The sequence below is a fragment of the Halomonas sp. LC1 genome, assembly GCF_030247125.1.
In the GTDB taxonomy this organism is placed as follows: Bacteria; Pseudomonadota; Gammaproteobacteria; order Pseudomonadales; family Halomonadaceae; genus Vreelandella.
The window spans coordinates 233,894-255,862 of the sequence record NZ_JASSPG010000001.1 but is presented as its reverse complement, the minus strand read 5'-3'; the positions used below and the strand labels follow the sequence as shown (position 1 = coordinate 255,862).

The window sequence follows — 21,969 nt, the reverse complement described above, 5'->3', positions numbered from 1 at the left end:
ACATGTCTAACCTTCGTAGCCTGACATTCGACGCCATTATCATCGGTGGCGGTGGCTCTGGCCTGCGTGCTGCGCTTGAACTGGCGAAATCCGGTAAGAAGACAGCCGTTCTGTCCAAAGTGTTCCCGACACGCTCTCACACGGTTTCCGCTCAAGGCGGCATCACTTGTGCCATCGCGTCTGCCGACCCGAACGACGACTGGCGTTGGCACATGTACGACACGGTCAAAGGCGGCGACTACATTGCTGACCAAGACGCCGCAGAATACATGTGTTCCGAAGGCCCCAAAGCGGTCTTCGAACTGGAGCACATGGGCCTACCGTTCTCGCGGTTCGATAACGGCCGTATCTACCAGCGCCCGTTTGGCGGTCAGTCAAAAAACTTTGGCGAAGGCGGCCAGGCGGCTCGCACCTGTGCGGCAGCCGACCGTACCGGCCATGCGCTGCTGCATACTCTGTACCAGAACAACCTCAAGAACAACACCACGTTCTTGAACGAGTGGTACGCGGTGGACCTGGTCAAGAACGCCAGTGGTGATGTAGTAGGCTGTATCGCCATGTGCATCGAAACCGGTGAAGTGGTGCACGTCAAATCGAAAGCCACGGTTCTGGCCACTGGCGGTGCGGGCCGTATTTACGCCTCTACCACCAACGCTCTGATCAATACCGGTGACGGCATTGGTATGGCGCTGCGCGCTGGCTTCCCGATGCAGGACATGGAAATGTGGCAGTTCCACCCGACCGGTATTTACGGTGCGGGTACCCTGGTGACCGAAGGTTGCCGTGGTGAAGGCGGCTACCTGATCAATAAAGACGGTGAGCGTTTCATGGAGCGCTATGCGCCCAACGCCAAAGACCTGGCAGGTCGTGACGTCGTGGCACGCTCCATGGTCATGGAAATCCTCGAAGGCCGCGGTTGTGGCGAGAAGGGCGACCACGTCTTCTTGAAACTCGATCACCTTGGTGACGAAGTTCTTGGCAAGCGTCTGCCGGGTATCGTAGAACTGTCTAAAACCTTCGCTCACGTCGATCCGGCGAAAGACCCGATTCCGGTCGTGCCGACCTGCCACTATATGATGGGCGGTATTCCGACCAACATCCATGGCCAGGCCATCACCCAAGACGACGACGGCAACGATCGTATCGTCAACGGCCTGTTCGCTTGTGGTGAAGCGGCGTGTGTATCTGTTCACGGTGCTAACCGCCTGGGCGGTAACTCACTGCTCGACCTGGTGGTGTTCGGCCGTGCGGCGGGTATGTTCATCGAAGGCGCGCTGAACGAAGGTATCGAATACCTCGACGCTTCCGAGTCGGACATCGAGTTCGCCATGAAGCGCATCACGCGTTGGAACGAATCCGAAGAGGGTGGCGAAAGCATTCCGGCGCTGAAAGCCGAGCTGCAAGACATCATGCAGAACTCTTTCGGTGTATTCCGTGAAGAGAAAAACATGCAAGAAGGTGTCAAAAAGCTGGCGGACCTGCGTGGCCGCATTGCCAATGCGCACCTGCCGGACAAATCCAACGCGTTCAACACGGCTCGTGTCGAAGCGCTGGAGCTGGACAACCTGATGGAAGTGGCAGAAGCAACGGCGATTGCTGCCCTCGAGCGTAAAGAGAGCCGTGGTGCCCACTCGCGCTACGACTACCCTGACCGTGATGATGTCAACTGGCTGAAACACTCGCTCTACTTCCCGGCCAGCAAAGAGCTGAAGAAGCGCGACGTCAACTTCAAGCCGAAAACCGTCGATACGTTCGAGCCCAAGGTTCGTACCTACTAATCTCTGCACCGACGAGAGGGAGTCACCATGTCCAATCTTCAGGTATCCGTATACCGCTACAATCCGGAAACCGACTCCGCACCTTATATGCAGGAGTTTCAGGTCGATACCAAAGGCCGCGATCTGATGGTGCTGGATGTTCTGCACTTGATGAAAGAGCAAGACAGCGGTCTGGCCTATCGCCGTAGCTGCCGTGAAGGCGTGTGCGGTTCCGATGGCATGAACATGAACGGCAAAAATGGCTTGGCGTGCATCACGCCGCTGTCAGACGTTGTGAAAAACAACAAGCTGACGCTGCGCCCGCTGCCTGGCCTTCCGGTCATCCGCGATATGGTGGTCGATATGGGGCTGTTCTATAAGCAGTACGAGCGTATTCAGCCGTACCTGCAGAACGACACCCCGGCACCGGCCATCGAGCGCCTGCAGTCGCCGGAAGAGCGCGACAAGCTCGACGGCCTGTACGAGTGTATTCTCTGCGCGTGCTGCTCCACGTCGTGCCCGTCGTTCTGGTGGAATCCGGACAAGTTCGTAGGCCCAGCGGGTCTGCTGCAGTCCTACCGCTTCCTGGCCGACAGCCGCGATACTGCAACTCGTGAGCGCCTGACCAGCCTGGAAGATCCGTTCTCGGTCTTCCGCTGCCGTGGCATCATGAACTGCGTCGCCGTGTGTCCGAAAGGGCTCAACCCGACCCGTGCGATTGGTAAAATTCGTGAAATGTTGCTCGCGGACGCCACGTAACTACTTAATCCTATGAAGAAAAAGCGTCTACCACGTAAGTTGCAGCATAAAGCTACTTAAATCGTAGCGCTTCGCTTGTTATCATAGGGGCTGTCACGGTGCGGCGACGCGTCGCACCATGACCAGTCAAGTTTAAAAGCCGGTGCTTTAAGTACCGGCTTTTGAGCATGAACTGAGTGAGAAACGCGTCGCAAATACGTGTATGAACAAGGGCTTCCGGCCTTCGGTCGGCGCCGCCGGCAAACGTCCCGCCCCGCCGGCAGGGCAATAGCGATGTCGTTGCGCGCATGCAGCGATGCCGATACCACCCCATCAGTGCAGGGTGACCGAGAGATGCAACAAGGCATAATGGAGTTGATGTGGCGTTCCTCTCACGTTAGTGGTGGCAATGTCCACTACGTGGAAGCGCTTTACGAGCAGTACCTCGCCGATCCTGATTCTGTCTCAGACGAGTGGCGCAGCTATTTTGACCAGCTGCCGCGTCCTGAGGGCAGTGCCTCCCACGATGTTCCACTAAGCCCCATTCGTGATCAGTTCTACCAACTGGGCCGTGAAAGCCGCCCGGGCCGGGTAGCCGCCGCCCCCGACAGCGGTGAGAACAAAAAGCAGGTCAAAGTCCTGCAGCTGATCAACGCTTATCGCTTCCGTGGCCATCAGAAGGCCAATATCGACCCGCTTGGGCTGCGTAATCCCACCCCCGTTCCCGACCTCGACCTGTCGTTCCACCAGCTCTCTAAAGCTGATCTCGACACCGAGTTTCAAACCGGTTCGTTCTTCCTGGGTATTGATAAAGCGCCGCTGCGTGACATCGTCGACGCGCTGGAGCAGACCTACTGTCGCTCCATCGGTTGCGAAATCATGCACATCGTCGATACCGAAGAGAAGCGTTGGTTGCAGCGTCGTTTCGAGTCTGTCCGCAGTGCGCCCAAGTTCAGCGACGATGTGCGTAAGCACGTACTGGAGCGCTTGACCGCAGCGGAAGGTTTGGAAAACTACCTGGCGTCCAAGTACCCAGGCACCAAACGCTTCGGTCTTGAAGGTGGTGAGTCGTTCGTGCCAATGATGGACGAACTGATTCAGCGCGCCGGTGGTTACGGTACCAAAGAAGTCGTCATTGGCATGGCTCACCGTGGCCGCTTGAACCTGCTGGTCAATATCCTGGGTAAAAACCCGGCGGATCTGATCGACGAGTTCGATGGCAAGAAAGTCATCGAGCGTGGCTCTGGCGATGTGAAATACCACCAGGGCTTTAGCTCGAACGTCATGTCACCGGGTGGGGAAGTCCACCTCGCCATGTCGTTCAACCCGTCGCACCTGGAGATCGTTGCGCCGGTGGTCGAAGGGTCCGTACGCGCCCGCCAGGATCGTCGTAACGACGATGAAGGCAGCAAAGTACTGCCCATCAACGTCCATGGTGATGCCGCTTTCGCCGGTCAGGGCGTGGTGATGGAGACATTCCAGATGTCTCAAACCCGTGCCTACAAAACGGGCGGCACGGTGCATATCGTCATCAATAACCAAGTGGGCTTCACCACCTCGAACCCCTTGGATGCGCGCTCTACGGAATACTGTACTGACATTGCCAAAATGGTTCAGGCGCCGATTTTCCATGTCAACGGCGATGACCCTGACGCAGTGATTCACGCCACCCAAGTGGCGCTGGATTATCGTCAGCAGTTTAAGAAAGACGTCGTGATCGATCTGGTGTGCTACCGCCGCCGTGGTCACAACGAGGCGGATGAGCCGTCAGGCACTCAGCCGATGATGTACGCCAAGATCAAAGATCATCCCTCTTCGCGCACGCTTTACGCGCAGCGCTTGGTAGAGCAGGGCGTTATCTCGGAAGAGGACGCCAAAGCGATGGTGGAAACCTATCGCGATGATCTCGTGGCGGGTAACCACGTGGCCAACGCCCTGGTGCAAGAGCCGAACACGTCGCTGTTCGTGGATTGGGCGCCGTACCTTGGCCACGAGTGGACCGGCGATGCCGATACCACCTTCGATATGAAGCGCCTTCAGCAGCTAGCCGCGAAAATGTGCGACATTCCGGACGGTGTCGACGTTCAGCGCCAGGTTGCCAAGATCTATGAGGACCGTCGAAAAATGCAGGCGGGCGGCATGGGGCTCAACTGGGGCTTTGCAGAAACCCTGGCGTACGCCACGCTGCTGGACCAAGGCCATCCGATCCGTATCACCGGCCAGGACGTAGGTCGCGGGACGTTCTCCCACCGCCATGCGGTCGTGCACAACCAGAAAGATGGTTCGACCTACGTGCCGCTGCAAAACATGTCCGATGGTCAGCCGCGCTTCACCATTCACGACTCGTTCCTTTCGGAAGAGGCCGTGTTGGCGTTCGAATACGGTTACTCGACCACCGCCCCGAATGACCTGGTCATCTGGGAAGCTCAGTTCGGTGACTTCTTCAACGGCGCCCAGGTAGTGGTGGATCAGTTCATCTCCTCGGGTGAAACCAAGTGGGGCCGTCTGTGTGGTTTGACCATGCTGCTGCCTCATGGCTATGAGGGGCAGGGGCCCGAGCACTCCTCAGCCCGTTTAGAGCGCTTCTTGCAGCTGTGCGCCGAGCACAACATGCAGGTGTGCGTACCGACGACGCCTGCGCAGATTTTCCATTTGCTGCGCCGCCAGGTGATTCGTCCGCTGCGCAAGCCGCTGGTGGTCATGTCGCCGAAGTCGCTGCTACGCCACAAAGAAGCAGTGTCGAGCCTGGAAGATCTCGCCCACGGCAAGTTCCACATGGTACTGCCGGATCAAGCGAATCTCGACGCCGACAACGTCACCCGCGTCATCATGTGTGCCGGTAAGGTCTACTACGATTTGGCTAACTGGCGCGCTGAAAACGAGCGTGACGATACGGCGATCATTCGTCTAGAGCAGCTCTACCCCTTCCCGAAAGAAGAGCTTCTGGAAGTGCTCCAGGCGTATGCCAATGTGGAAGACATCGTGTGGTGTCAGGAAGAGCCGCTGAACCAAGGCGCCTGGTACTCCAGTCAGCACCACATGCGTACCGTGGCCGATATGTTGAAAGACGGCCTTGGGCGTGAATTGAAATTCGCAGGGCGTCCTGCCTCGGCTGCTCCGGCAGCGGGCTACATGTCCGTCCACACTGAACAGCAGCGCCAGCTGGTGGAAGACGCTTTTAATCTATAAGCGCCCACCGGGTTTAGAGAACACATAAGGGAAACGACATGGCTACTGAGATCAAAGCGCCAACCTTTCCGGAATCCGTTGCCGAAGGCACTGTGGCCGCGTGGCATAAAAAGCCGGGTGACAGCGTCGAACGCGACGAGCTGATTGTTGAAATCGAAACCGACAAAGTGGTGCTCGAAGTCGTCGCACCGGAAGCGGGTACCCTAACCGACGTAATGGCCGAAGAGGGCGATACCGTCGAGTCTGAGCAAGTATTGGGCAAAATTGGCGAAGGCAGCGCGTCTGGCAGCAAAGAAGATAGTTCTTCTAAAGAGAGCGCTTCTAGCGATAGCAGCGCTGAAAAAACCGAATCAAAAGCAGAGTCTAAGCCTGCTGGCGGCGGTAAAAAGCACGATGTAAAAGCGCCTAGCTTCCCTGAGTCCATCCAGGAAGGCACCGTCGCCACGTGGCACAAGAAGGTCGGCGAAGCGGTCAAGCGTGACGAAGTACTCGCCGACATCGAAACCGACAAAGTCGTGCTGGAAGTCGTAGCACCGGCTGACGGCGCGCTGCAAGAGATCAAGGCCGAAGAGGGCAGCCAAGTAGAGTCCGAAGCGATTTTGGCGACCTTCGTTGAAGGTGGCGGTAGCGATGAAGCTAGCGCACCGGCTTCTAACGACACTTCCAGCAGCGACGACGAAGGCGCTGACGAGAAAGTCGGCGATAAGATTCTCGCACCGGCGGCACGTAAAATGGTGGCCGAGCACGATTTGGATGTGTCCAAGATCGAAGGTACCGGCAAAGGCGGCCGTATTCTGAAAGAAGACGTTCAGAAAGCCGTTAAAGATGGCTCGGCCAAGAAAACGGCCAAATCTTCTGCGCCTGCCAAAGCCGCTGCTGCGCCAGCGGTCGAGGGTGAGCGTGCCGAGAAGCGCGTGCCGATGAGCCGTCTGCGTCAAACCATCGCCAAGCGTTTGGTTCAGGCTCAGCAGACCGCTGCCATGCTGACCACGTACAACGAAGTGGACATGGGCGCGGTGATGTCACTGCGTGCCCAGTACAAAGATACCTTCCTGAAGGCCCACGACACCAAGCTCGGCTTCATGGGCTTCTTCGTGAAAGCCGCATCCGAAGCTCTCAAGCGCTTCCCGGATGTCAACGCCTCCATCGACGGTACCGATATCGTTTACCACGGCTACCAGGATATCGGCGTGGCCGTATCGACGGATCGCGGCCTCGTGGTACCGGTTTTGCGTGATACCGACAGCATGAAAATCGCCGACGTCGAGAAGACGATCGTCGACTTTGGTAAGCGGGCGCGTGACGGTAAGCTGGGCATCGACGAAATGCAGGGCGGCACCTTCACCATTACCAATGGCGGTATCTTTGGCTCGCTGATGTCGACGCCGATCATCAACCCGCCGCAAACTGCGATCCTGGGCATGCACAAGATCCAGGAGCGTCCGATGGCGGTCAATGGCAAGGTCGAGATTCGCCCGATGATGTATCTGGCACTCTCTTACGACCACCGCATGATCGACGGCAAAGACGCGGTACAATTCCTGGTTACGATTAAAGAGCTGTTGGAAGACCCGGCTCGTCTGCTGCTGGACGTATAACGAAGCGCGCTGATCCGCCTTCGCTATTCATGAGCACGCTTAGTTAATCGCACTCAGCCTCCTGCCCGCTGTCATCCCACCGGGAGGAGGCCACCAAGCTAAAGGAGCCAACATGGCTGACAAGTTTGACGTGATCGTTATCGGTGCAGGCCCTGGTGGCTACGTAGCGGCTATTCGCGCTGCGCAGCTGGGTCTGAAAACCGCCTGTGTTGAAAAATGGATCGGTAAAGAAGGTAAGGTCGTACACGGCGGCACCTGCTTGAACGTAGGCTGTATCCCGTCCAAAGCGTTGCTTGAAGCGTCGCACAAGTTCGTCGAAGCCAAGCACGATTTCGACGACATGGGTATTGAAGCCGGTGACGTCACCATGGACGTCAAGAAGATGATGGCGCGTAAGGACAAAATCGTTAAGAACTTGACCGGCGGCATCTCTGGCCTGTTCAAGGCTAACGGCGTTACCGCCATCGAAGGGACCGGTAAAGTGGTTTCTGGCAAGCAGGTTGAGGTGACCGACCTCGACGGCAACACCACCACTTACGACGCCGACAACATCGTCATCGCAGCAGGTTCCGTGCCGGTGGAAATTCCGCCGACCCCGCTGACCGAAGGCCTGATCGTCGATTCTACCGGCGCACTGGAATTCCAGGAAACGCCGAAGCGTCTTGGCGTTATCGGTGCTGGTGTTATCGGCCTTGAGCTGGGCAGTGTTTGGAACCGTTTAGGTTCTGAAGTGACCGTTCTGGAAGCGATGGACTCCTTCCTGCCGATGGTCGACACCGCCATTGCCAAAGAGACCCAGAAACTGCTCAAGAAGCAAGGTCTGGACATCAAACTGGGCGCCCGTGTGACCGGTTCGGAAGCGAAAGGCGACGAAGTCGTCGTCAAGTACACCGATGCCAACGGCGAACAGGAAATGACCTTCGACAAGCTGATCGTTTGCGTTGGCCGTCGCCCCTACACCAAAGGCGTGATCGCTGACGGTGTAAGCGTCGAGCTGGACGAGCGTGGCTTTATCTTCGTCGACGACCAGTGCCGCACCAACGTGCCGGGCGTTTACGCCATCGGTGACTGTGTACGCGGTCCGATGCTGGCGCATAAAGCGTCTGAAGAGGGCATCATGGTGGCGGACATCATCGCTGGCCACAAAGCCGAGATGAACTACGACACCATTCCGAACGTGATCTACACCTTCCCGGAAGTGGCGTGGGTGGGTATGACGGAACAAGATGCCAAAGCTAAGGGCATCGAAGTCAAAACTGGCAGCTTCCCGTTCGCGGCCAGCGGTCGTGCCATGGCGAACAACGCTACCGAAGGCAGCGCCAAGATCATTGCCGATGCGGAAACTGACCGTATCCTCGGCATGCACATCGTGGGTCAGCACGCGGGTGAAATGATCGCCCAGGGCGTTATCGCGATGGAATTCGGCTCTAGCGCTGAAGACCTCGCGCTGACCTGCTACGCGCACCCGACCATGTCGGAAGCCGTGCACGAAGCGGCACTTGCGGTAGAAGGCCATGCGATTCATATGGCAAACCGTAAGAAGCGTAAGTAATTCGCTAAGCAACAACCAAGCGCCACCGTCAGGTGGCGCAACACTTTCAGCCCTGCGCGGTAGCTTGTAGGAAACTGAAAGTACGGGGATGATCAGTGCCTTGCAGGTAGTCTGTCGAGCCAGCTGATCATCGTTCGAGTCACATGCAACCAATGGCATGAATCGATGAACCTTCACGAGTATCAAGGCAAACAGCTGTTTGCTGATTATGGTCTGCCAGTGTCCAAAGGCTTTGCCGTGGACACTCCCGAAGAAGCAGTAGAAGCGTGCAAAAAAATCGGCGGTGACATGTGGGTGGTTAAAGCCCAGGTTCACGCTGGTGGCCGCGGTAAAGCGGGCGGCGTTAAGCTGATTAAAGACCCGGCAGAAGCTAAAACCTTCGCCGAGCAGTGGCTGGGTAAAAACCTGGTGACTTACCAGACTGACGAAAAAGGTCAGCCGGTTGCTAAAATTCTGGTAGAGACCTGCACCAACATCGCAGACGAGCTCTACCTGGGTGCGGTTGTTGACCGTACTACCCGCCGTGTGGTCTTCATGGCCTCTACCGAAGGCGGTGTTGAGATTGAAACCGTCGCCGAAGAGACGCCGGAAAAGATCCTCAAAGCTGAAATCGATCCGCTGGTCGGCGCACAGCCCTACCAAGCTCGCGAGCTGGCCTTTGCGCTGGGCCTGGAAGGTGATCAGGTGAAGCAGTTCACCAAGATTTTCCTGGGTCTGTCCAAGCTGTTCCACGACAAAGATCTGGCACTTCTTGAGATCAACCCGCTGGTCATCACTGACGAAGGCAACCTGCACTGCTTGGATGCCAAACTGGGCCTGGATAGCAACGCCCTGTACCGTCACCCGGACCTGCAGGCCATGCGCGATCCTTCCCAGGAAGATCAGCGTGAAGCCGACGCGGCGAAGTGGGAACTTAACTACGTCGCCCTCGACGGTAACATTGGTTGCATGGTGAACGGCGCAGGCCTGGCCATGGGCACCATGGACATCGTCAACCTGAGTGGCGGCAAACCCGCTAACTTCCTGGACGTTGGCGGCGGCGCGACCAAAGAGCGCGTCGCAGAAGCGTTCAAGATCATCCTGTCTGACGACAACGTGAAAGCTGTTCTGGTGAACATCTTCGGCGGCATCGTTCGTTGCGACATGATTGCTGAAGGCATCATCGGTGCCGTTGAGCAAGTGGGCGTTAACGTCCCGGTGGTCGTTCGCCTGGAAGGTAACAACGCTGAATTGGGCGCTGAAAAACTGGCGTCTAGCGGTCTGAACATCATCGCTGCTACCAGTCTGACCGACGCGGCTCAGCAGGTTGTAAAAGCAGCGGAGGGCAAGTAATGAGCATCCTGATCGATAAGAACACCAAGGTCATCTGCCAAGGTTTCACCGGTGGCCAGGGCACGTTCCACTCCGAGCAGGCGATTGCCTATGGCACGCAAATGGTCGGTGGTGTTACGCCGGGCAAAGGCGGCCAGACGCACCTGGGCCTGCCTGTTTTCAATACCGTGAAAGAAGCGGTCGAGAAAACTGGTGCAGAAGCTAGCGTGATCTACGTACCGGCACCGTTCTGCAAAGACTCGATCCTTGAAGCTGCGAACGCTGGCATCAAGCTGATCGTGTGCATCACCGAAGGCATCGCAACCCTCGATATGCTTGACGCAAAAGTAAAATGCGACGAGCTGGGCGTACGCCTGATCGGCCCGAACTGCCCGGGCGTGATCACTCCCGGTGAGTGCAAAATCGGTATCATGCCGGGTCACATCCACCAGCCGGGCCGCGTTGGTATCGTTTCCCGCTCTGGTACTCTGACCTATGAAGCCGTTAAGCAGACCACTGACCACGGTTTCGGTCAGTCTACCTGTGTCGGTATCGGCGGCGACCCGATTCCGGGTTCTAACTTCATCGACATCCTGGAGATGTTCGAGAAGGACCCGAAAACCGAAGCGATCGTGATGATCGGTGAAATCGGCGGCACCGCCGAAGAAGAAGCCGCGGCTTACATCAAGGCCAACGTTTCCAAGCCGGTGGTTTCCTACATTGCCGGTGTCACTGCACCTCCTGGCAAGCGTATGGGCCACGCGGGCGCCATCATCTCTGGCGGTAAAGGTACTGCCGATGAGAAATTTGCGGCTCTTGAAGACGCCGGTGTGAAAACCGTTCGTTCTTTGGCGCAAATTGGCGACGCGCTGAAAGAAGTGACCGGCTGGTAAGCCGCGCATTTTCTTCGTGACGCTGAAAAGGGCACCTTCGGGTGCCCTTTTTGCGTTTGAGGAGGTTAAGTCAAGCGGTGAGGTGGCTAGCGCTGACGCAGCATGCGCGCGCTGTAGAGCAGTAGCAGCGGCGCGCCAGCGGCAAGATACAAGTGGTAGCTAATCAGCCGCCAAACCAACACGGCGGCAGCGGCCTGCTCCCGGCCCATTAAGGGCAGCAGCAGGCTTCCCACCCCCACTTCAGCCGCCCCCGCGCCGCCAGGCAGAAAGCTGAATTGGCTAGCGGCCATAGCTAGCATCTGGGTTAAAAACGTCCAGAGCCAGTCGGCATGCCCCCCGATGCCAATCACCGCTAGGTAAAGCAAGCTGTAGCGCAGCAGCCAGTGTAGGGTTGTGAGTGCCAGCATCGCTGCCAATGTGGCTTTGGGTAGCGCCAGCGTCATACGCAGCGCATGGCGACAGCGTAACAGCCGCCGGACCAGCCAGCGCCTGCGGCTAGGACGTAGCCAGGCCAGCCACTGGCGTCGAGTACGCAGCAGCCTGGGTAAGTACCCCATCATCAGCGAGACGCCCACCGCTAACAGCGCCAATCCCAGTAACGAGAGCTGAACCAGCCCCTGGTGTGGCCACTGGGCATCCCCGAAAACCGACATCGCCACCAAACCGCTCAGCATCAGCAGAAAGAACAGCAGGTCGCACCCCTGGTCGATGAGAAACACGGCGGTGCCTTTTGAGGGCGAAAATCCCCGCTGGGCAAGTAGTAACAGCAGAGTGGCCGGGCCGCCGCTACCGCCTGGCGTGGCGCAGAGCGCGCACTTCGCCGCCAGCTCGATGCCCAGCGCGCCCCGCTGCCCAAGCTGGCCAGCGCGGCCGTTCAGCATCAGGCGTAGCCGGGCAGCGTTCAAGTTCCAGCACAGCGCCGCCATGGCGATCATCAGAACCAGTAGGCCAATGGGAAACTGCGCCACATGCTCAAACGCTTGGCTGCCCCCTGCAAGCGATGTGAGCACCAGCGGCGCTACCAGGGCAGCCAGCAGCAGAGCGCCGTGTAGCGGACGAAAGCGCAGCAGCCGTTGGGCGTTAGCGGCGGACGACACGGGCATCGGGCTGTTCGAGTCCACAGAGGTCGACATAGTGCGTCAGCAGCGAGCCAATGACGCTATCCCAGCTAAACTGGCGCTCAACAAAATGGCGCGCGTAGCGTCCGCTGGCGGCAATATCGTTGCTAAACAGCGCGGAGCAGGCGTCCGCCATCGCGTCCGGGTCAAGAGGCTGGCAAAGCACGCCCGCGCCCAGCGGTACGTTCTCGATCAGCGCGCCCGCCCGCGCGCCAATCACCGGCAGGCCGCTGGCCATCGCTTCCTGGGCCACCAGCCCAAAGGTTTCGCGGGTGCCCGCATGCAGCAGCGCATCGCTACTGGCAAGCGCGCGGGCCACTTCATGGCTACCGCAGCAGCGATTGACCACCGTGACATTGCTAGGTACTTGAGTCGGCATGCCCGGTCCCATTAGCAGCAGGTGGTAGTCGCTGCCAAGCGCCCGCATGGTGGCGAGTAGTACGTCGATATTCTTTTCTCGGGAAAAGCGGCCGACAAAGATCAGCAGCTTTTTATCCGCAGGAATACCCATGGCCGCACGGAAGCCGGGGTCGCGCCGTGACGGGTGAAACTGCTCTAAATCAACCCCTAACGACTGCACGCGCACGTTGGGCACGCCCCACTCGGTGAGTCGGTTGGCCATCGCATGACAGGGGGCCAGTACGCTATCAAAGCGCTGGTACAGGTCCACCACGTAGCGAATTAGTCGCTGGCGAACATGGCGGCCAAAACGGTCGCCCATCAAGTGGGGTAAATCGGAGTGATAGAAACCCACCACCGGCACGCCCAAGCGTTGGCCAGCCTCCAGCGCTGCCCAAGCGGTAACGTAAGGGTCGCCTGCTTCGATTAACGTGGGGGAGAGGTCTACCAAGGCATCACGCCAAGGGCGGCGGCGCAGCGGGAATCGATAGCCTTGCCCAAGAGGCAGATGCAGCGCTGGTAGCGTGTGGTGGTCGCCCAAACTATCACGCTCAGCCCCTGGCACCAGCAGGCTGGTACGGAGGTTGGGTGTGCGCGAGAGGACGCGATGTTTGGCCTGTAAATAGGTGCGAACGCCGCCGCTTGCCGGGGCGTGGAACATGGTCACATCGGCGATGTGCAAGGTAACCTCCGAGCCACATGAGTGTCATCGAATTACCTTAGGGTAGAAATAAGTCAGTTCTGCGACAACGTCACCGCGCGGCGGAAATAAAAACGCCACGGCATGGCCGTGGCGTTTAGCGCTTGCTGGCAAATGCCCCGTGGGTTTAGGCAGCGGGTTTGGCAACCAGCGAGCGCGTCTCTTCGCGGGCTTCCGTGAGCGATACGCGCAGGCTATCGCCCAGCTTGAAGCGCTCTTCGCCTTCGATCTGAATGCGGCCCTCTTTGTCATCGATGACCACTTTATCGCGGTCGCTGTGCATCAAGGGGGCGGGCACGAACGCCGTCGCGCCGTTCTCGATCAGGCGAACCCGCATGCCGCCACGGTTGATCGCCATGATCTCTGCGTCAAAGGTGTCCTGATTCTGCGCGGCCGGGGTCAGGTAGCGCACGTAGAGCCAATCTTTCACGTCGCGCTCGGCCATGCGGTTCAGGCGGCGGCGCTCGGTGAGCTGCTCGGTGAGCTGTTGGCTGGCTTCTGCCGGAGCCTGCTCGCCCTTCAGCACGCGCTTGATCAAGCGGTGGTTGACCATATCGCCATATTTACGAATCGGCGAGGTCCAGGTGGCGTAGGCGGGCAGGCCCAGGCCGAAGTGCGGGCCAGGTTGGGCCGACATGCTGGTGAAGCCCTGGAAACGGCGTAGGCGCGCATCCAGCCAAGCGTCGTCGCGGCTCTCAAGCGCACGCTTCAGCTCTTTATAGTGGGCAAGCTCGGTGAGCGCTTCCTGGGCCACTTCGATGTCCTGAGTCGCCAGGAACTCTTGTGCCGCTTCGGCTTTTTCCGGCTCGAAAGCGCGGTGCACGTTGAAGATGCCGTGGCCGATATGGCTGGCCAGGAAGTCCGCACAGCAGGCGTTGGCAGCAATCATCGACTCTTCGATCATGCGGTTGGCAATGCGGCGGTCTTCGGTATGAATCCCCAGCACGTTGCCCGCTTCATCCAGATCGAACACGTAATCAGGACGATCTTTAAATACCAGCGCGTGCTCGTTACGCCACGCGGTACGCGCTTCGGTCAGCTCACGCAGGGCGTGTAGCTGCTCAGCAATATTATCTGCCGGTGCCCAGTCGCCTTGGCCTTCAATCCAGTCAGAGACGCGCTCGTACACCAGCTTAGCGTGGGACTTCACGTTGGCCGCGAAGAAGCGGTAGTCGCCCAGGCTGCCGTCGGCGTTAATGTTCAGCGTGCAGGCCAGGGCAGGGCGCTCTTGGCCTTCCCACAGCGAACACAGGTTATCCGCCAACTGCTCGGGCAGCATGGTCACGTTCTGGCCCGGCAGGTACACGGTAAATGCACGAACGCGGGCTTCCAGGTCGGCAGCATGGCCCTCTTCCACATAAGCGGTGGGGTCGGCAATCGCCACGCTCAGTTGCCAGCCGCCTTCCGGGCGTGCCACTACGTGTAGCGCGTCATCCATATCGCGGGTTTTTTCACCGTCGATCGTGAAGTACGGCTGCTCGGTGAGGTCTTCACGCGTCAGGCCTTCATCGTGCAGCGGCCAGTCGCTGCCGGCATCCGGGCACTCTTGCTCCAGTGCGTGGCGAGCAAGCGTCACGCGCCACGGTACGGCCGGGTTATCGGCTTTGGCCACTAGCTCATCAATCTGAGTGAAGAAGCCGCGGTCGTTCTCTTTTAGCGGGTGACGCACCAAACGCGCCACGACCCAATCGCCGTCGGCAATCGAGTCTTCATCCAGGCTGTTTTTGATGCGTGCTTTTAGAACGTTGCGAATCGAGGGATGATCCGGCACCACCGCGAGGCGGCCTTCGCGCTTTTGCACGCGAGCAACGAAGCGGTCTAAACCGGCTTCAATAAGCTTTTCAGGCTCAACCGACTTTTTATCACCGTTTTCGTGAATCACGGCTTCCACACGGTCGCCGTGCAGCACCTGTTTCATGGCGGGGGGCGGCACGAAATAGGATTCGCCGCTATCAGTTTCAAGAAAACCAAAGCCTTTTTCTGTGGCTTTGATCACCCCTTCAGCGCGCGGGGTGGTTTCACGGATCTGTTGCTTGAGCTGGGCAAGCAGGGAGTTGTTTTGAAGCATGTGTTCAATCAGTTGGCGAGAGTAGGTTGCCACTATACGGATTCCCACTGGCCGCGCCAATCGTTGCCCCTGGGGAAGTGGCGACGGCGACGGCAGGTCAATGACTTACTTACGGTTGGCTGAATCGGTTAAGCTGAGCGAACTGCCACGCTAACCCTGCTAACGCACAAGGAGCGCTTTGATGACCCCTCGCCTGATCGTTTCCGACCTGGATGGTACGTTGCTGGGCAGCGACCACCGGTTACATGACAGCACCGTGGAGGTGCTCCGAGAGTTGGTTCGGCAGGGGCACCATTTGGCGCTGGCCTCTGGCCGCCACTACCACGATATGCGCGTCTTCCGCGATGAGCTGGGCGTGCCTGCTCACCTGATCAGCACCAACGGGGCTTACACCCACGACCCGGACGATGGCTTGGTGAGCGCGTCGCACCTCAACCCGGATCACGCCCACACGCTGATTCATTTACCCCGGCCGCCACAGGTGCGCCTCAACCTTTACCGCGAAGCGGGCTGGCATGTGGACGCCGAAGCGCCGCACCTGCTTTCACTGCACGCCTCGACGGGCTTTCGCTATGAGGTCGTGCCACCGGAGAAGATGGACGCCAACGGCGTAGGTAAAGTGCTCTATTTGGGCGACCCGGATGCGCTGGCAGAGCTGGAGGCTCAGGCCCAAGCGGCGCATGGCGATGGGCTGCACATTACCTACTCCACGGTGGACTCGCTAGAGATCATGGCGGGCGGGGTGAATAAAGGCGTGGCGCTAGCGGCGTTGCTGGAGTCGCTTGGGCTCACCGCCGCCGACTGCCTAGCCTTTGGCGATAACCTCAACGACACCGAAATGCTCACCCTGGCAGGCGAGGCCCAGGTTATGGCCAACGCTCATCCGGCGCTGTTCGATCGCGTGCCAGACGCCCAGCGGATCGGCCACCACGGCGAAGCAGCGGTGGCGTTATTCCTGAAGCAGCGCTTTGGGCTTTAGCATTTGTCGCTGTCATTTTCGCTCTGCCACCTTAGTCGATAGCCGCTTGCGGTAGGCGGAGCGCTCCACCATCATCTAGCCCTTAAAACGATAATAACTTAGGGGCGCTTTCCACGATGACAACCACGCCTGCGACCTTGATGGTGGTCGACGATGACCCGGAAATTCGCGAGCTGCTGGCGGATTACCTGGGGCGGCACGGTTACCACGTGCTGACCGCAGAAGGGGCGAATGCGCTCTACCAACAGCTTGCCGAGCACACGCCGGATTTACTGATCGTCGATGTGATGATGCCGGGGATGACGGTTTTACCATCTGTCGGGAGCTGCGCAAAACCAACGACACTCCCATCATCATGCTCACCGCTAGCGCTGACGATACCGACCGTATCCTGGGGCTGGAGCTAGGGGCCGACGATTACATCGGCAAACCCTTCAATCCCCGCGAGCTGCTGGCGCGCATTAAAGCGGTACTACGCCGCACGCGCCCGGCGGCCGCAGCGGCCGCCCCTCATGAAGCGCGCTGGGTACGCTTTGGTGAGTGGCAGCTCGACCGAATGACGCGGGAACTAGTTGATCACACCGGCGAGCGCACCGCGCTTTCCGGGGCAGATTTTCAGCTGCTCCAGGTGTTTTTAGAGCGCCCCGCCCAGGTGATTACTCGCGATGATCTCTACACCCTGACCCGTGGCCGCGATGCGCCGCCGTTGGACCGCTCGATTGACGTGCACGTGTGTCGGCTGCGTCAGCGCTTAGGTGAAGATGCCCAGCATTCACAGTTGATTCGTACCGTACGCGGGGCGGGCTACGTGCTCACGGCCAGGGTAGATGCGGCACCGTGAGGCAGTGGCGACGCTGGCTGAAACGACACTCGCACTGGCTGCCCGGCAGCCTGCGCGGGCGCTTTGTCATTATTATGATTGCCGGGGTGCTGGCCGCTCAGGTGGCAAGCTATACCATTTGGACTTCCCAGGTGCGCGCCAGCCAGCTCGAACAGCTCGATGAGCTCTCCAGCAATATGGCGTTTAGCATCGCCTCCACCATGAAATTCTTCCGTTCACTGCCGGTGGACTATCGGCATATCGTGCTCGACCAGCTGCGCAGCATGGGCGGCACGCGTTTTTTTGTCAGCGTGAATGAGCGGCGTATTCCCGTGGCGGATATCGGCAGCGGCCCGGAAAAAGAGGTGGTGGTGAGCAACGTGCGCACCATTCTGACCCAGCAGCTCTCGATTGACGATGTGGTGGTGGAGTTCTCCCGCCCGGAAACCCTACGGGTCTTCAATAATGAAGTGCTGCTTTACGACCTGCCGCCCCGCTGGGGCCAGCACAGCCTGCTGATGGAGCCCCTTTCGCCGCCCATTCTGGTGGTGCAGCTGGAGCTTGCTCCCGATACCTGGCTCTATGTCGCCACGCTGCTGGGCGTGCCGGATATTTTCAGCGGCTACCGCTGGCTCTCAGAAGAGCGACTGCTAGCGGGCATCGTCGTGCTGCTCACCGTGCTGGCGCTGTCGCTATTGGGCATCACCAGCGTGACGCGGCCGCTGGCAAGGCTCTCCCGGGCGGCACGTCAGTTAGGTGATGACCTGGACAGCCCGCCGCTGAAAGAGAGCGGCCCCAAGGAGGTAGCGGCCACCGCCGTAGCGTTTAACCGCATGCAGCGGCGTATTCGCGAGCAGGTGGAGGAGCGCGAGCGGCTCTTCTCTGCGATCTCCCACGACTTAAAAACGCCGATTACCCGCATGCGCTTACGAGCTGAAATGCTGGATGACCCGCTTCAGCGCGAACGCTTCTGCGCCTCGCTGGATGAGCTATCCGAGCTGGTCAAAGGCGCGCTCGCCTCGGTCAAGGGGTTAGACCTGCATGAAGAGCCGCAGCCAACGGATCTCAACGCGCTAACGACCGAGCTGGCCGAGGCGCTGCGCTTGCAGGGGGGCGAAGTGCAGGTGGCAGGGCAGGTGGCGCCACTCACGGTCAAACCGCTGGCGATGAAGCGCTGCCTGGCGAACCTATTAGAAAATGCGGTGTTTTACGGCCAGCGGGCGAGGGTAACGCTGGAAGAGCAGGCGGGCGTGGTGCGCCTACATATTCACGACAGTGGCCCTGGCATCCCTAAGGATCAGCTTGGCCGCGTGTTTTCACCCTTTGTACGCCTGGAGGTGTCCAGAAGCCGCCACACCGGTGGAAGCGGCCTGGGGCTAGGCATTGCCCGGCATATCGCCCGTGCCCATGGGGGCGATATTACCCTTGCTAATCACCCCGCAGGCGGCTTGCTGGCCACGCTAACGCTGCCTCGCCAATCAAGTGTTACAGACTTGTAATACATCGCTAACACTATGCAGGACTCGGTAACTCCCGTTATGCGGCTCGCTGTCGTACTCTGCTAAAAGCCGTTTTGCACCGCGTGTGTCACGGCATTACAACAGCGACAGCCGCCAAGTCTTTCAGGGCTGGTGTTCGCGATAACAACAATAGCAGGAGCTACCCATGCTGATTAAGCAGTTGCCCACGTTTAAAAAATCCGCCCTCGCACTGGCCTTAGCGGCAGGCACCGCCATGGCCGCAGGCACTACCCAAGCAAGCGATGTAGAAGTACTCCACTGGTGGACATCCGGTGGTGAAGCCCGCGCGGCCAACGTCCTCAAAGAGCTACTCGAAGCCGAAGGTTACGGCTGGCAGGACTTTGCGGTGGCCGGTGGTGGCGGTGAAACCGCCATGACGGTGCTTAAATCCCGCGCCATGTCAGGTAATCCACCCTCCGCCGCGCAAATTAAAGGCCCGGAAATTCAGGAGTGGGGCGAGCTTGGCCTGCTGGGTGACTTGAACGAAGTGGCGGATGCCGAAGGCTGGAACGACCTGTTACCAGAGATTGTGGCCGATATTATGCGTTACGACGGCCAGTACGTAGCCGTGCCCGCGAACGTACACCGGGTTAACTGGCTATGGGCCAACCCGGACGTGCTGGAAGCCGCAGGCGTAGAAATGCCCACCACCCTAGATGAGCTGTTTGCCGCCGGGGAAGCCATTCGAGAAGCGGGTTTTGTGCCGCTAGCCCACGGTGGCCAGTCCTGGCAGGATGCCACCGTGTTTGAAAGCGTGGTGTTAGGCAGCCAAGGCACCGAGTTTTACCAGCAGGCGCTGGTGGAGCTCGACCCAGAAGCACTGGGCGGCGAGCAGATGGTCGCCGCACTGGAAGACTTCAAACGCCTGCGCGAGCTGATGGATGAAGGCATGCCGGGCCGCGATTGGAACATTGCCACCGCAATGGTGATTGAAGGCGTGGCCGGTTTCCAGTTGATGGGTGACTGGGCGAAGGGGGAATTCACCGCCGCGGGTCTGACCGCCGGTGAAGACTACCTGTGCGCCGCCGCTCCGGGCACCGAAGACGCCTTTACCTTCAACATCGATAGCCTGGCGATGTTCCGCGTGACCGATGATGCCGAGCGTGAAGCTCAGCACACGCTGGCGCGCCTGGTGTTAGAGCCCACCTTCCAGGAAGCCTTCAACCTAGCCAAAGGCTCCATTCCCGCGCGTCCTGACCTGGATATGAGCGAGTTCGACAGCTGCGCCCAACAGTCGATGGCCGATTTCCAGAGCACTGCTGATGAGGATGGCTTAGTACCCAGCATGGCCCATGGTATGGCCGTTCGTGCCGACGTTCAGGGGGCTATCTTTGACGTTGTGACCAACTACTTCAATGACGCCGATATGCCCGCCGAAGAGGCTGCCCAGCGACTGGTCAGCGCCGCAGAAGCCGCCTCGTTTTAAGCGCGGCACTGTTGGCAATAGCGCAAGCACGCGCTAAACGTACGTAACCAGCGCCGCCGCAACGGCGGCGCTAGCGGTTGACTGGTGAGGAATTCCCCATGAGCGAAACCCCAACGCGCACCGCGTTGCGGCCAACGGCCTCTGGTCGGCTGCAGGCCTGGCTGCCAAGGCTAGTGCTGGCACCCTCGGTGGCGGTGTCTCTGTTTTTCGTTTACGGCTTTATGCTGTGGACCTTTGTTCTATCACTCACCAGCTCGCGCATGCTGCCCAGCTACGATTTTGTCGGGTTTGGCCAGTATGCGCGGCTGATGGCCAACGAGCGCTGGTGGGTGGCCTCTACCAACCTGATGATCTTTGGCACGCTGTTTATCGTGATCTGCTTAGTGCTGGGTGCGCTGCTGGCGATGCTGTTGGATCAAAAGATTCGTCAGGAGGGCGCGCTACGCACGGTGTATCTCTACCCTATGGCGCTGTCGTTCATCGTCACGGGGGTCGTGTGGAAGTGGCTGCTGAACCCGCAGCTAGGCATCCAGGCCATGGTGCGCAGCTGGGGCTTCGAGTCGTTCGAGTTCGACTGGATCGTTGATCCGGATATGGCGGTGTATACCTTGGTGATCGCCGCCGTTTGGCAGGCCTCTGGCTTTGTGATGGCGCTCTTTCTCGCCGGTCTGCGCGGTATCGACGATAGCGTTATTAAAGCTGCCCAGCTCGATGGCGCGAGCCTGCCGCGCATTTACTGGCGGGTGGTCATGCCCTGCCTGCGCCCGGTGGTGTTCAGCGCGGTGATGATTCTGGCCCACATTGCGATCAAGAGTTTTGACTTGGTAGTGGCACTTACCGGCGGCGGGCCGGGTTATGCAACGGACTTACCCGCCACCTTTATGTACACCCACGCCTTTAACCGCGCGCAAATCGGCCTGGGCTCTGCCAGTGCCATGCTGATGCTCGGCGGTGTGCTGGCCATCCTGATTCCTTACCTCTACTCCGAATTAAGGAGCCGCAAACATGGCTAATGTGATTCGTCGCCAAACGCCTGCGGCCAAGTTGTGGCGGGGCGTGCTGTACGCGGTGCTGGTCATCGCTGCGCTGTTCTACGTGCTGCCGCTGGTGGTCATGCTGATGACCTCCATTAAGCCGCTGAGCGAAATCAGCGCCGGTACGCTGCTGTCGTTACCGCAAAACCCAACGCTGGCCCCCTGGACAAAAGCCTGGGGCGAAGCCTGCACCGGCATGCGCTGCGAAGGCGTGGGCGGTTATTTCTGGAACTCTTTTGCCATCGTCATTCCTGCGGTGCTGATCTCCACCGCCGTAGGGGCGCTGAACGGCTACGCCCTGACCAAATGGCGCTTCAAAGGCTCTGAGCTGGTGTTTGCGCTGATGCTGTTTGGCTGCTTTATCCCGTTTCAGGTGGTGCTGCTGCCCATGGCACAAACCCTGGGCTGGCTGGGGCTTTCCAGCTCGCGGGCGGGGCTGATCCTGGTGCACGTGGTGTTTGGTATCGCCTTTACCACGCTATTTTTCCGCAACTTCTATGTGGGCATTCCCAACGAGCTGGTCTCGGCGGCCAAGCTGGACGGTGCCGGATTCTTCCGTATTTTCTGGCGCATCCTGCTGCCGGTGTCCGCCCCTATCATCGTGGTCTCGGTGATTTGGCAGTTCACCCAAATCTGGAACGACTTCCTATTCGGCGTGGCGTTCTCGGCACACGACACCCAGCCGGTTACCGTGGCGCTCAATAATTTGGTGAACACCTCCACCGGCGTGCGCGAATACAACGTCGATATGGCCGCCGCCATGATTGCCGCGCTGCCCACCCTGGTGGTGTACGTGCTGGCGGGTAAATACTTCGTGCGTGGGCTGACGGCAGGCTCCGTAAAGGGCTAATAACAATAGGATTTTGA

Annotated in this window: 15 protein-coding genes and 1 pseudogene; 13 read left to right on the top strand and 3 right to left on the bottom strand. The window is 59.2% G+C overall.

Annotation, left to right across the window (positions count from 1 at the left end; translation table 11 throughout):
• Window positions 1–2: 2 nt before the first annotated feature.
• From sdhA to sucD, 7 genes are all read left to right on the top strand, one after another.
• Window positions 3–1,778, top strand: coding sequence for a succinate dehydrogenase flavoprotein subunit (gene sdhA / locus QIT27_RS01170; RefSeq protein ID WP_285262632.1), 1,776 nt, complete (start codon window positions 3–5; stop codon window positions 1,776–1,778).
• A gap of 27 nt (window positions 1,779–1,805) precedes the next feature.
• Entirely contained in the window at window positions 1,806–2,516 is a 711-nt protein-coding gene (locus QIT27_RS01165; protein WP_016914530.1) for a succinate dehydrogenase iron-sulfur subunit, read from the top strand.
• Window positions 2,517–2,849: 333 nt separating this feature from the next.
• Window positions 2,850–5,684, top strand: coding sequence for a 2-oxoglutarate dehydrogenase E1 component (locus tag QIT27_RS01160; protein ID WP_253017043.1), 2,835 nt, complete (start codon window positions 2,850–2,852; stop codon window positions 5,682–5,684).
• Window positions 5,685–5,722: 38 nt separating this feature from the next.
• A complete protein-coding gene (gene odhB / locus QIT27_RS01155; RefSeq protein ID WP_285262631.1) occupies window positions 5,723–7,282 on the top strand; it encodes a 2-oxoglutarate dehydrogenase complex dihydrolipoyllysine-residue succinyltransferase in 1,560 nt (519 codons plus the stop codon).
• A gap of 112 nt (window positions 7,283–7,394) precedes the next feature.
• Window positions 7,395–8,834: a dihydrolipoyl dehydrogenase gene (lpdA, locus tag QIT27_RS01150; RefSeq protein ID WP_253017045.1), complete on the top strand. Its 1,440-nt coding sequence runs from the start codon at window positions 7,395–7,397 to the stop codon at window positions 8,832–8,834.
• Between the two features lie 165 nt (window positions 8,835–8,999).
• Window positions 9,000–10,166, top strand: a complete 1,167-nt coding sequence (sucC, locus tag QIT27_RS01145) for an ADP-forming succinate--CoA ligase subunit beta (protein ID WP_016914526.1) — start codon at window positions 9,000–9,002, stop codon at window positions 10,164–10,166.
• Window positions 10,166–11,038, top strand: coding sequence for a succinate--CoA ligase subunit alpha (sucD, locus tag QIT27_RS01140; RefSeq protein ID WP_044627828.1), 873 nt, complete (start codon window positions 10,166–10,168; stop codon window positions 11,036–11,038). Before sucC ends, sucD begins: the two co-directional genes overlap by 1 nt.
• Window positions 11,039–11,124: 86 nt before the next feature.
• Here the strand turns inward: sucD and gpgF are convergent, their stop codons facing one another.
• The 3 genes from gpgF to QIT27_RS01125 form a co-directional block, all read right to left on the bottom strand.
• Window positions 11,125–12,141 carry a glucosaminyl phosphatidylglycerol flippase gene (gpgF, locus tag QIT27_RS01135; RefSeq protein WP_285262630.1) on the bottom strand — a complete coding sequence of 339 codons (1,017 nt, stop codon included), beginning with the start codon at window positions 12,139–12,141 and terminating at the stop codon, window positions 11,125–11,127.
• Window positions 12,119–13,237, bottom strand: a complete 1,119-nt coding sequence (gene gpgS / locus QIT27_RS01130; protein WP_253505728.1) for an N-acetylglucosaminyl phosphatidylglycerol synthase — start codon at window positions 13,235–13,237, stop codon at window positions 12,119–12,121. Before gpgS ends, gpgF begins: the two co-directional genes overlap by 23 nt.
• A 145-nt stretch (window positions 13,238–13,382) precedes the next feature.
• Window positions 13,383–15,323 carry an exoribonuclease II gene (locus QIT27_RS01125; protein ID WP_285262832.1) on the bottom strand — a complete coding sequence of 647 codons (1,941 nt, stop codon included), beginning with the start codon at window positions 15,321–15,323 and terminating at the stop codon, window positions 13,383–13,385.
• Window positions 15,324–15,504: 181 nt separating this feature from the next.
• Here QIT27_RS01125 and QIT27_RS01120 point away from each other — a divergent pair, with 181 nt between their 5' ends.
• The 6 genes and pseudogenes from QIT27_RS01120 to QIT27_RS01095 all read left to right on the top strand — a co-directional run bounded on the left by QIT27_RS01120 (window position 15,505) and on the right by QIT27_RS01095 (window position 21,952).
• A complete protein-coding gene (locus QIT27_RS01120) occupies window positions 15,505–16,302 on the top strand; it encodes a Cof-type HAD-IIB family hydrolase (RefSeq protein ID WP_285262629.1) in 798 nt (265 codons plus the stop codon).
• A gap of 116 nt (window positions 16,303–16,418) precedes the next feature.
• Window positions 16,419–17,143, top strand: a pseudogene (locus tag QIT27_RS01115) (response regulator).
• A gap of 74 nt (window positions 17,144–17,217) precedes the next feature.
• A complete protein-coding gene (locus QIT27_RS01110; protein WP_285262831.1) occupies window positions 17,218–18,621 on the top strand; it encodes an ATP-binding protein in 1,404 nt (467 codons plus the stop codon).
• Between the two features lie 166 nt (window positions 18,622–18,787).
• Complete coding sequence (locus tag QIT27_RS01105) at window positions 18,788–20,068, top strand: ABC transporter substrate-binding protein (RefSeq protein ID WP_285262628.1); 1,281 nt, start codon at window positions 18,788–18,790, stop codon at window positions 20,066–20,068.
• 98 nt (window positions 20,069–20,166) lie between these two features.
• The gene (locus QIT27_RS01100) at window positions 20,167–21,081 is read left to right on the top strand and encodes a carbohydrate ABC transporter permease (RefSeq protein ID WP_253017050.1); all 915 of its coding nucleotides are present in this window, start codon (window positions 20,167–20,169) and stop codon (window positions 21,079–21,081) included.
• A complete protein-coding gene (locus QIT27_RS01095; RefSeq protein WP_253017051.1) occupies window positions 21,074–21,952 on the top strand; it encodes a carbohydrate ABC transporter permease in 879 nt (292 codons plus the stop codon). The genes QIT27_RS01100 and QIT27_RS01095 overlap by 8 nt, the downstream gene beginning before the upstream one ends.
• Window positions 21,953–21,969: the final 17 nt, after the last annotated feature.

Bases quoted from the DNA above. Each gene is read 5' to 3' on its own strand.
- odhB (WP_285262631.1), top strand. From the start codon at position 5,723: ATGGCTACTGAGATCAAAGCGCCAACCTTTCCGGAATCCGTTGCCGAA.
- gpgF (WP_285262630.1), bottom strand. From the start codon at position 12,141: ATGCCCGTGTCGTCCGCCGCTAACGCCCAACGGCTGCTGCGCTTTCGT.
- QIT27_RS01125 (WP_285262832.1), bottom strand. From the start codon at position 15,323: ATGCTTCAAAACAACTCCCTGCTTGCCCAGCTCAAGCAACAGATCCGT.
- sucC (WP_016914526.1), top strand. From the start codon at position 9,000: ATGAACCTTCACGAGTATCAAGGCAAACAGCTGTTTGCTGATTATGGT.
- QIT27_RS01110 (WP_285262831.1), top strand. From the start codon at position 17,218: ATGATTGCCGGGGTGCTGGCCGCTCAGGTGGCAAGCTATACCATTTGG.
- QIT27_RS01120 (WP_285262629.1), top strand. From the start codon at position 15,505: ATGACCCCTCGCCTGATCGTTTCCGACCTGGATGGTACGTTGCTGGGC.
- QIT27_RS01105 (WP_285262628.1), top strand. From the start codon at position 18,788: ATGCTGATTAAGCAGTTGCCCACGTTTAAAAAATCCGCCCTCGCACTG.
- QIT27_RS01095 (WP_253017051.1), top strand. From the start codon at position 21,074: ATGGCTAATGTGATTCGTCGCCAAACGCCTGCGGCCAAGTTGTGGCGG.
- lpdA (WP_253017045.1), top strand. From the start codon at position 7,395: ATGGCTGACAAGTTTGACGTGATCGTTATCGGTGCAGGCCCTGGTGGC.
- sdhA (WP_285262632.1), top strand. From the start codon at position 3: ATGTCTAACCTTCGTAGCCTGACATTCGACGCCATTATCATCGGTGGC.
- sucD (WP_044627828.1), top strand. From the start codon at position 10,166: ATGAGCATCCTGATCGATAAGAACACCAAGGTCATCTGCCAAGGTTTC.
- QIT27_RS01165 (WP_016914530.1), top strand. From the start codon at position 1,806: ATGTCCAATCTTCAGGTATCCGTATACCGCTACAATCCGGAAACCGAC.
- QIT27_RS01160 (WP_253017043.1), top strand. From the start codon at position 2,850: ATGCAACAAGGCATAATGGAGTTGATGTGGCGTTCCTCTCACGTTAGT.
- QIT27_RS01100 (WP_253017050.1), top strand. From the start codon at position 20,167: ATGAGCGAAACCCCAACGCGCACCGCGTTGCGGCCAACGGCCTCTGGT.